Source organism: Amycolatopsis sp. NPDC051061 (genome assembly GCF_040682935.1).
GTDB lineage: Bacteria > Actinomycetota > Actinomycetes > Mycobacteriales > Pseudonocardiaceae > Amycolatopsis.
In genome coordinates this window covers 46,253-55,919 of sequence record NZ_JBFBBZ010000008.1, presented here as the reverse complement: position 1 = coordinate 55,919, position 9,667 = coordinate 46,253, and the positions used below count along the sequence as shown (strand labels likewise).

Below are 9,667 nucleotides of genomic sequence, written 5' to 3'. Positions count from 1 at the left end.
GCGGCGGGACGCCTCCTGGGTGAGGCGGTCATCGAGCCGTGCTCTCGTCGTCGTCCATCTCGTACCCGTCGGCGAGCAACGCCTCCGCGGTGCCGAGCAGCGCGTCTGCGTCGACCTCCGGCTTGACCTCGAGCCAGTCCCGGAAGGCGACGACCGTGGGCGCCTCGAACAGCGCCCGGACCGGCACCGCGAGGTCGAGAACCGCGTTGATGGCCATCACGAGCCGGGCGGCGAGCAGTGACTGGCCACCGAGCGTGAAGAAGCTGTCGCGGGTGCCGACCGCGTCCCGGTCGAGCGTGTCGGCCCACAGCTCGGCCAGCAGCTCGTCGAGTGCGTCCCGCGGCTCCCCACCGCCCTCCGCGACCGGGAGGTGCCCGCTCACCAGGGCGGCCCGGTCCACCTTCCCGTTCCCCGTCAGCGGCCAGCTGCCGACGACGACGACACTCGACGGGACCATGTACGCGGGCAGCGTCCGCCCCATATCCGCACGCAGCTGCTCGGGATTCAGCCCGTCGGCGCCCCGGACGAAGGCCACCAGCCGCGCACCACCGTCGCCAACCTCGGCCGCCGCGACCGCGTCCGCCACACCCGTGCACTGCCGCAGCGCGGCCTCGACCTCGCCGAGCTCGATTCGGAAACCCTGGATCTTCACCTGGAAGTCGTCCCGGCCGAGGAACTCGATCGTCCCGTCAGGCAAGTACCGCCCGAGGTCACCGGTGCGGTAGATCCGAGCGCCGGTCTCGGGGTGGTCGACAAAGCTCGCCGCGGTCAGCTCCGGGGCATTCCAGTAGCCCATCGCCACGCCGACCCCGCCGATGTGGAGATCACCGGGCACACCGATCGGACAGGGGGACATCGCCTTGTCGAGTATGTGGAAGGTCTGGTTCGCCATCGGCCGCCCGTAAGGAATGCTCGTCCATGCGGGGTCGACGTCACCGATCTCGTGGAGGATCGACCAGATCGACGCCTCCGTGGCACCACCGAGGCTGATGACCTTGGCGTCCGGGCAGGCGCGTGCGATGTCGGCCGGGAGCCCGACGCGGATCCAGTCCCCGCTCAGCATGACGAGGCGAAGGCTCGCCAATGCCCCTGGCCGCGCCGCGGCGACCGCGAGTTCCATCAGCGCGGGCACGGAGTTCCACACGGTCACCCCGGTCCGATGGGTCAACTCCGCCCAGTAGTCCGGATCCGGTGCCGGGGAGGGCGCCGGGACCACGATCGTCGCGCCCGCGGCCAGCACGCCGAACACGTCGTACACGGCGAGGTCGAACGTCAGCGCCGACAAGGCGAGCACGCGGTCCCCGGTGGTGACCCCGAACCGCTCGTTGATGTCCAGGCAGGTGTTCACCGCACTGCGGTGGTTGATCATCACGCCCTTGGGTGCACCGGTCGAACCGGAGGTGTAGATCACGTAGGCGAGGTCGTCCGGGCCCCGGTCCGGCGTGCTCACCGGCTCCCGCGTGCCCGGCTCGGTGTCCGGGACGTCCAGCACGACGGCGCCGTCCGGCCAGTCCACCCCTTCGACCAGACAGGGCTGGGTCACTACGACGGCGGCGCCCGCGTGGTCGAGCAGGTGGTGCAACCGATCCCGCGGCACCCGCGGATCCACCGGCACGAAGAACCCGCCCGCCGCGGGCACCGCGAGCGAGGCGACGACCTGCTCCCACCCCTTGTCCATGACGATCGCGACGGCGTCACCGGGCCGCATACCCGTCGCGAGCAGCCGGGCGGCGAGCCTGTTCACCCGGTCGCCGAGCTGCCGGTAGGTCAGCTGCCCGCCCGGGTGGATGACCGCCGGCTCTTCGGAGTGCCGCAACGCGGCGCGGTGGAACAATTCGTGCAGCAACCGCTCGGAATCGGCGAATTCCGTGGCCGTATCGTTCGATTCTGCAATCATGTCGTTGTCGTCCACCGACAACAGCGAGAAATTGGCCAACTGTCCCAAAGGCTTCCGTGTCAAGACAAACGCCCCTACCTTCGGCATTATCGGTTTATCGGTTCCGCCGATCGAAATATACGCGCCCAGCATAGTGTGTCGCTGAATTGTCGATAGAATGGAAGTGGTATGCCGAATTTTCCGGCGCGCCACGATATTGCATTTATCCAAGATGCCCAGTTCGGTGAACGAGTCCGGATCGAGCAGCAGCTCCAGCCGTTCCCGCGCGGTGCGCTTGCCGAGCGAGTGCTGCCGCTCGACCGCCTTCCGGTTCCCCGCGACGATCTCCGCGCGCAGCAGGCCGTGCCGCTGCCTGAGCGAGCCCATCGTCGGCGGGGCCTGCTCCGGTTCCGGCTCGCCGACGTCGCCGGGCCGCCCGCACTCCGGCCGGCGGCCGCGAGTGCTCGGCCGGGTCGGAACTCATCAGGCGGCCCTCCGGTCCTCCCGGACGTCGTGGTTCTCGCGGTCTCGCCGCGCCCACTCGCGTTCCATTTCGGCGACGAGGTCGCTCCACACGATGCCCCGGCCGAGCCGGCCAACCGGTTCGGGGGTTCTCGGCTCGATCGGGACGGGCACCGCGGCCTGGTTGGTAGTCACGAGATGGCCTTTCTGTCGTGGGCTGGCACGGTGCCGGTGTGCTCGAACCGGCCGCCGTGAAAGAGCAGCGCCGAATCACCCACGCCGCGAGTGGCTTCGAGCACCTCGCCGACGAAGATCGAGTGGTCGCCCCCGCCGTACACCTTGACCAGCTCGCATTCCAGCCAGGCAAGGGCACCGGCGACCAGCGGGGTACCGGTACGCGGGCCGCGCACCCACTCGATGGCGTCGAACTGGGCCCGGCCGCGCGGCCGCCGCGAGTCGGCGAAGTGCCGCGCCACCTCCTGCTGGTCCCCGGCGAGCACGGAAACCGCGAACGACCGCGCGGACATGATCACCTCGTGCATCCGCGCCGCCTTGGCCACGCAACACAGCACGAGCGGCGGCTCCAGCGACACCGACGTGAACGCGTTCGCCGTCATCCCGTGGCCGTCCCGGCCGCCCGCGGTGAGCACGGTGACCCCGGTGGCGAACTGCGCCATCACCTCGCGCTGCGAGGCCTGCCTCGACAACCGTTGCGTCGGCGGGCGCGGCAACCTGGCTATCGGCCGATGGCCATCTGCGGAACCGTTGTCGGCCACGTCATCCTCTCGCGGTCAGCATGGCCGCGTTCGCCGAGTACGGAGCGAGCGCGGCACGCAGCTCCTCGGGAACCCTGGCCGGGACGGTGTTCGTGTTCGGGCCGCGCATGCACGCGATCCGCTGCCTGCCGCGGGCGACCAGGATGTCGCCGTCCTCGTGCAGGTGCACGTAGTCGAAGCTGAACTGGATCTGGGTCTGGGTCAGCTCCTCGAGCCGCATCCGGATGGACAGCTCGTGGAATGCGGTGATCTCGGCGAAGAACTCACACTCGACCTTCAGCGTGAACAGCTTCAGGTCGTCGCGAACCTCCGCCAGCACGGTCGGTGCCTTCTCCTTGAGGAACATCTCCCGGCAACGTCCCTGCCAGCGCAGGTAGTTCACGTAGTAGACGTTGCCGACCAGGTTGGTCTCCTCGAACCCGACGGTGTGCCGGATCTCGTAGTAGTCCGTCATGCTCAGGCTTCCTCTCCCGCGAGTACCGCGAACACCACCGGGGCGGGCCGGTCGTGCACCATCGTCGCCCAGGTCGCGATCTTCGCCCCGCCAGCGGACAGCACGGCCCAGCCGTCCTGGTGCACCCGGTGCACGGCCAGCGACTGGGTCAGCTCACCGGTCTTGCGGACGCACTCCAGCGCGGTCCACACCCTCGTGCGCGACACCGTCACCGGCTCGCCCGACTCGGCGGCGAGCAGGTCGCTCACCGCGAGCAGCTCGGCGCCGAGCAGGCCGGCCCAGTCCTGTTCGCCGCGCTCGGTGGCGGCCTCGGCGTCGCAGGTGAGCTTGCCGGAACCGGCCACCACGAACGTCAGGCCCGCGGTGTGCGAGGCCGAGACCTCGAACCCGTCCGCCTCCGGCTTGCCGTCCGGGCGGTAGCGCAGCCGCACCGGCCTGCCCGCCGCCCTGCTCGCGGCCAGCTCGGTCTGTGCCCTGCGCTGCGCGGTCGTGCCGACGTCGCCGTCGACGGGGTCGGGCTCGACTACCACCGCCCGGTGGCCACCGAGCACCCGCTCCAGCGCACGCTCCACATAGGATCCGAGCACGGCCGGAACCCACGGTCCGGCACCGTCCCGCTTGCGGACCGCCCGCAGGGTCAGCCCCTCCCAGCGCTCCACCAGCTCGCCGTCCTGGGCCCGCACGTCGAGGTCGTAGACGTAGGTGTCGCCGTCCTGCGACCGCTCCACCGCGTCCAGCACCACGTACTCCAGGGCCTGCTGCCGCTCGCGGTCGGCGAGGTACAGCCGCTCGATGCCCTGCGGCAGCAGCGTCGCGTCCGGGACGCAGCACTGGATCGCGTGCATCATCGCGTCCCGCGTACCCGGGTCGGCCAGGATCCGTTCCTGCGGAAGGAACGGCGCGAACCACGCGGCCTCGGACCTGGTGGAGATCTCGGCCACCGCCTGCCGCGCGCTCGCCCTGCGGTAGGCCAGCAGCCGCTGGAACCGCTTGCCCTGGAACAGCACGCTGCCGTAGAGCTCGGTCACCGGGTCCACCGGAACCGCCGACAGCTCGTGCGCCCCGGTGACCTCGCCCCGTTCCGGCTCGGGGCCGGAGTACCGCAGCCTGGCCCGGAAGTGGTCCGCGCCGAACCCGGTGTCCCCGCTGCGGATCACGACGTCGACCGTGTCCTGGTCGCGGACCAGTGCGGCCACCCTGATCGTGGTCGAGCCCGTGCGGGGCACCACGATCGGCCGGAGGAACTCGACGCCGTCCAGCCGCGGCGAGCCCGTCCGCCCGCTCACCGCCGCGGCCACCTGGGTCATTGCCTCCATGCCCAGCACCGCGGGGAAGAGCAGGTCGCCGTCGAGCAGATGGTCGCCGAGATAGGGATCGCTGCCGTCGGCGAGATCGGCCTCGGTGATCAGCTCGATCCCGGGGTAGTGCACGACGGCCCTGTCCACGAACCTGGTCAGCGGCAGCTCGGGCCGCTCGATGGGCAGCGTGGCCAGCCCGCCCGTGCGGCCACCGACGACGAGCACCGGCGGCGCCCCTGGGTCGGCGAGCACCTGGCGCAGCACGTCGATGCCGTTCTCGGTGGAGATCGGGGTGATGCCGTCGCGCTGCAACGCCTCGACCACGCCCAGCTTCTCGCCCATCCCGGCGCCGGACCACACCGACCACTCCATCGCCAGCACACGGGCCCCTGGGTGTTCCTGGCCGAACCGCAAGGTCAGCTCGGACATCCAGTCGTTGGCGGTGGCGTAGTGCGCCTCTCCGCGCAGGCCCGCCCTGCCGATGATGCTGCCGAAGGTCACCAGCAGCTTGATCCGGTCGGCGTCCACAGCGGACAGTACCGCTTTCAGGCCGTCCACCTTGGGCGCCACCGTCGAACGGAATCCCTGCTCGGTAAGGGAGACCAGGGCCGCGGGTTCGTTCCGCCCCGCCCCGTGCAGCACCGCGGTGACCTGGCCGAGGCTGGCCTGCACCTGCTCGACCGCCTCGCCCACCTGCCCGGCCGACGTCACGTCGGCCCGCACGTAGCGGTACCGCACACCCGCCGCGTCCAATCTGGACAGGTTGGCCGCCAGCTCGGTGTCCTCGGCCGGGTCGGCCCTGCCGAGCAGGGCCAGTTTCGCCCCGGAATCCTTCGCGATCGCCAGCGCGCACTCGGCCGTGATGCCCTTGCCGCCTCCGGTGACCAGCAGTACGTCGCCCTCGCCGAGCGGCGACGTGCCGGGTTCGACCGTCCTCGCCTGCCTCGCCTGCCTCGCCTCCAGCATCGGCACGGTCCGCCTGCCGTCGGCGGTGTACCGCACCTCGGCGAAGTCCGTCGTGGCCGCCACCTCGGCGACCACGGTGGACACCGCGTCGGCGAGCGCGTCGCCCGAGGGCACGATGTCGTCGAGGTCAACGATCGTGGTTCGCGTCGAAGGGTCCTCCAGCCGCAGCGTCCTGGCCAGCCCGGCGGCCCCGAGCCCGCGCTGCACCACGACGAACCGGGTACCGGTCGGTGCGGCCAGCGCCGCCCTGCCCGCGTCGAGGAACAGGCCGAGGTGGTCGGCACCGCAGTCGGCGGGCAGGCACAGCAGCACGCCGTCGCCGACCCCCGCGCTGGCCAGCGCGGCTCGCAGCGGTTCGGCCAGCGGGTGGCCGTCCGGGGCGAACACGGTCCACTCGTGCGTCGCGCCCACCGCCGAGCCGAGATCGGCGCCCGGGCGCGGCCGCTCGACGTAGTCCACGGCGAACGAGCGCACCCACGGCTCGACGCCCGGCACCTCGCCAGCCCCGGACGTCCCGTCCTTGGCCTGCTCGGTCTCGGCCAGCTCGTCGATCATCTCGGCCAGGTCACCGAGGCACGCGGTGGCGAAGTTGGGCATGCCCTCCAGCGGCGGGCGGCCGAGCGCCCTGGTCGCCTCGTTGACCAGCTGGCCGACCGTGATGGAACTCAGGTGCAGGTCGTCCAGCGGGTGGCTGTCCGCGGTGAGGGTCTCCAGCGGCAGCTCGACGCGCTCCGCGGCCAGCTTGCGCAGCAGATCCAGCGTGCTGCCACCGCCACCGATCGGTTCGGCCGCTTCCTGCCTTGGCCGCTCGGCGGGTTCGGCGGACACCAGCTCGGCGTCGATCGCCGGAGCCGACTCACATGGGCTGGCCAGGAAGGTCATCTCGCCTTCGAGCGAGATCGGCCGCACAACCCTGCCCTCGAACAGGGTCTCGGTCCGCACGGGCGCGCCGAGGCTGAACGCCGCGCCCGCGACGGAAAGCAACGACGACAACGAGCCGCTGTCGGTGTCCACCGACAGCACCGGGGTACCCGGCGCGATCGACTCGAGCAGCCCGGCGAGTACCCGGCCGGGACCGACCTCGAGCACGAGATCGCAGCCCTCGGCCGCCTTCGCCGCGGCCTCGCGGAACCGGACCGGCAGCACTACCTGGTCGCGCAGCAGCTCGCCGAGGTCCTCGGCGCCGTGCAGTACCTCACCGGTCACGGTGGACACCACCGCCCCGCTGAGCCGGTCGAACCCGAACCCGGCCAGTTGCTCGGTCAGCGCCTCGGCGGCCGGTTCGACGGCGGGCGAGTGGAACGCGTGCGAGACGTTGATCCTCGTCGCGGTCACGTCGGCGGCCCGCGCCTTCGCGCACACCCTTTCCACCGCCTCGGCGGGGCCGGAGATCACGGTCTGCCTCGGCGCGTTGTACCCGGCGATCACCACGTCTTCGCCGTCGGCGAAGCGCTCCACGCCGTTCGGGTCGGTGGCCAGCCCGGCCATCGCCCCGTCGCCGTGGCTGGCGCTGGCCATCACCTTGCCGCGGATCGCGGCGAGCCGGAGCACCTGCGCCTCGTCCATCGCCCCGCCCCAGTGCAGCGCGACCAGCTCGCCGAGGCTGTGCCCGGCCGCGATGGCCGCCTCGATACCGAGCTCGCCGAGCACCCGCAACGCCGCGAGCGAGCCGGTGACGATGCGGGGCTGGGCCACCTCGGTCGCCACCTGGTCGCCGCCCTCGGGCAGGTTCGCGATCCGGAAGATGTCGTCGGCCGAGAGGAACCGGCGCCGCAGCGCGCCGGCGACACCCCGGCCAGAGCCCTGCCCGGGGAACAGGTACGCGATGCGCGGGGCACTCGTCCTGGCCGCGGCGAAGACGCCCTCACCGGCGGCGAAAACACTGGTCGCCCCTCCTTCGAGCGTGCTGAGCAAGCGGGTCAGCTTGCGCTCGGCCTCGTCCGGCGTGCTCGCCACGACCGCGGCCCGCGCGGCCCCGCCGGTCAGCGTGCCCGCCAGCGCCCCGGCCAGGTCGGTCAGCTCGGCCATCGCCAGCTTGCCGACGAACCCCGCCACCTTTTCGATCCGCTCGCGCAGCTCGGCGAGGTCGCCCGCGTCGAGCAGGAGCAGCTCCGCGTCCTGCCTTCCAGTGACCAGGTTCCTCGTGGTGTCGTCCAGTTCCACGCGCCGCGGCACGCCGGGGGCCTGCTCGACGGCGATATGCGAGTTGATCCCGCCGAAGCCCATCGCGGAGACCCCGGCCCGGACCGGCCGCTCGGCGGGCCACAGCCCCGCCTCGCGCGGCACGTACATCGCCGCCGACTCCGCCAGCAGCTGCGGGTGCGGGTCGACGTGGCCGGTGGCCGGTGGGATCACCTGGTGGTATACGGCCAGGGCCGCCTTGATCAACCCGGCGACCCCCGCCGCTGCCTTGGTGTGCCCGAAGTTTCCCTTGATGGTGCTGAGCGCGGCCGGTTCGGCGCTCGCGTCCGCGTCCCGGCGGGCCGACGAGAGCGCCTCGATCTCGGTGGCGTCGCCGACCGCGGTCCCGGTGCCGTGTCCCTCGAAATAGGACACCGTTTCCACGCCGTAGCCCGCGCGGCCGTAGGCCCGCGCCAGCGCGAGCCGGTGGCCGCCGACCTCCGGCCGTGTGATGCCGCCCTTGCCGTCCGAGGAGATTCCCCAGCCGGTGATCGAGGCGTAGATCCGCGCGCCCCTGGCGAGCGCGTCGCTCTCCCGCATCAGCACCAGCATCCCGGAACCCTCGCCAGGCCAGAAGCCGTTCGAGCCCCGGTCGTAGACCTTCATCTCGCCGGTGGCCAGCGCGCCGGTCTTGGCGAAGCCGATCACCTCGAACGGGTCGATCGAAAGGTCGACGCCACCGGCGAGCGCCACGTCCAGCTCACCGTCGGCCAGCGCGTTCGCCGCCGTCGCGACGGACAGCAGCGACGACGAGCACGCGCCGTCGACGGTGAACCCGCCGCCCTTGAAGTCGAAGTGGTTGCAGATCCGGCCCGCGATCGTGTTGGCGAGCCCACCGGCGAGCGTGTCCTCGTCGATCCCGGGGAACGGCGCCTTGTACCGCTGCTCCAGCTCGCCGAGGAACGTCGCCGTCTCGTCCTCACCCCAGCCCTTCTCGGCCAGCGCGGCGGCCACGGTCCGCCGGACGTAGGGCCAGCGCAGCCGCATGAGGTTGGCCCTGGAGAACTCGCCGGTAAGGGTGTTGCCCAGCACGACACCGGTCGACTCCCTCGGCAGTCCTTCGCCGCCGGGCAGTCCGGCGTCGGCCAGCGCCCTCGACGCCACCTCGAGCGCCAGCCAGTGGGTCAGGTCGGTGGAGCGGTACGTGCTCCCCGCGACCTTGTACCGCACCCGGTCGAACTCGAAGTCGCGCAGCACGGCCGCCTGCCGCGAGTAGAACCGGTCCGGGGCATCGGGATCGGGTGACCAGTAGTCCTGGCTGTTCATCCGTTCGTCCGGCAACCGCCGGAAAGCCCGGCGCCCCGCCAGCACGTTCTCCCACAGCTCACCCGGCGAGTTGGCGTCCGGATAGCACAGACCGACACCGACGATCGCGACCCGCTCGACACCCATCAGGACCACCACATTCCCGCCGTTCGCGCATCCCGTCCGCCACGACATACGGCCACCGTCCTGGCGTTCGCAAGAATGCGCGAAACGTCAAAGCTGCTCATGGACTACCTTTCATATCGTTCGAAACGCACGGCCTGTTGGCGACGCACGATTCGTGGCAGCTGGAACCCCGAGCGCGACGCTTTGCGATGACTCGCTGTTGACAGCATGCCCAGTAACCGTAAGAAACGTCTTCTCTGATAGTGCCCCGGCCGTGGCCGCG

The 9,667-nt window shown here is 71.3% G+C and carries 5 protein-coding genes; all 5 read right to left on the bottom strand.

Going from position 1 to position 9,667, the window contains the following annotated elements:
* Positions 1 to 28 precede the first annotated feature (28 nt).
* Entirely contained in the window at positions 29 to 2,263 is a 2,235-nt protein-coding gene (locus AB0N03_RS12875; RefSeq protein WP_364369786.1) for an amino acid adenylation domain-containing protein, read from the bottom strand.
* A gap of 96 nt (positions 2,264 to 2,359) precedes the next feature.
* Positions 2,360 to 2,533: a DUF6222 family protein gene (locus AB0N03_RS12870; RefSeq protein WP_364369783.1), complete on the bottom strand. Its 174-nt coding sequence runs from the start codon at positions 2,531 to 2,533 to the stop codon at positions 2,360 to 2,362.
* A complete protein-coding gene (locus AB0N03_RS12865) occupies positions 2,530 to 3,015 on the bottom strand; it encodes a flavin reductase family protein (protein WP_360677122.1) in 486 nt (161 codons plus the stop codon). The genes AB0N03_RS12870 and AB0N03_RS12865 overlap by 4 nt, the downstream gene beginning before the upstream one ends.
* 100 nt (positions 3,016 to 3,115) lie before the next feature.
* Complete coding sequence (locus AB0N03_RS12860; RefSeq protein WP_364369780.1) at positions 3,116 to 3,568, bottom strand: acyl-CoA thioesterase; 453 nt, start codon at positions 3,566 to 3,568, stop codon at positions 3,116 to 3,118.
* A gap of 2 nt (positions 3,569 to 3,570) precedes the next feature.
* Positions 3,571 to 9,405: an SDR family NAD(P)-dependent oxidoreductase gene (locus AB0N03_RS12855; protein ID WP_364369777.1), complete on the bottom strand. Its 5,835-nt coding sequence runs from the start codon at positions 9,403 to 9,405 to the stop codon at positions 3,571 to 3,573.
* Positions 9,406 to 9,667 lie beyond the last annotated feature (262 nt).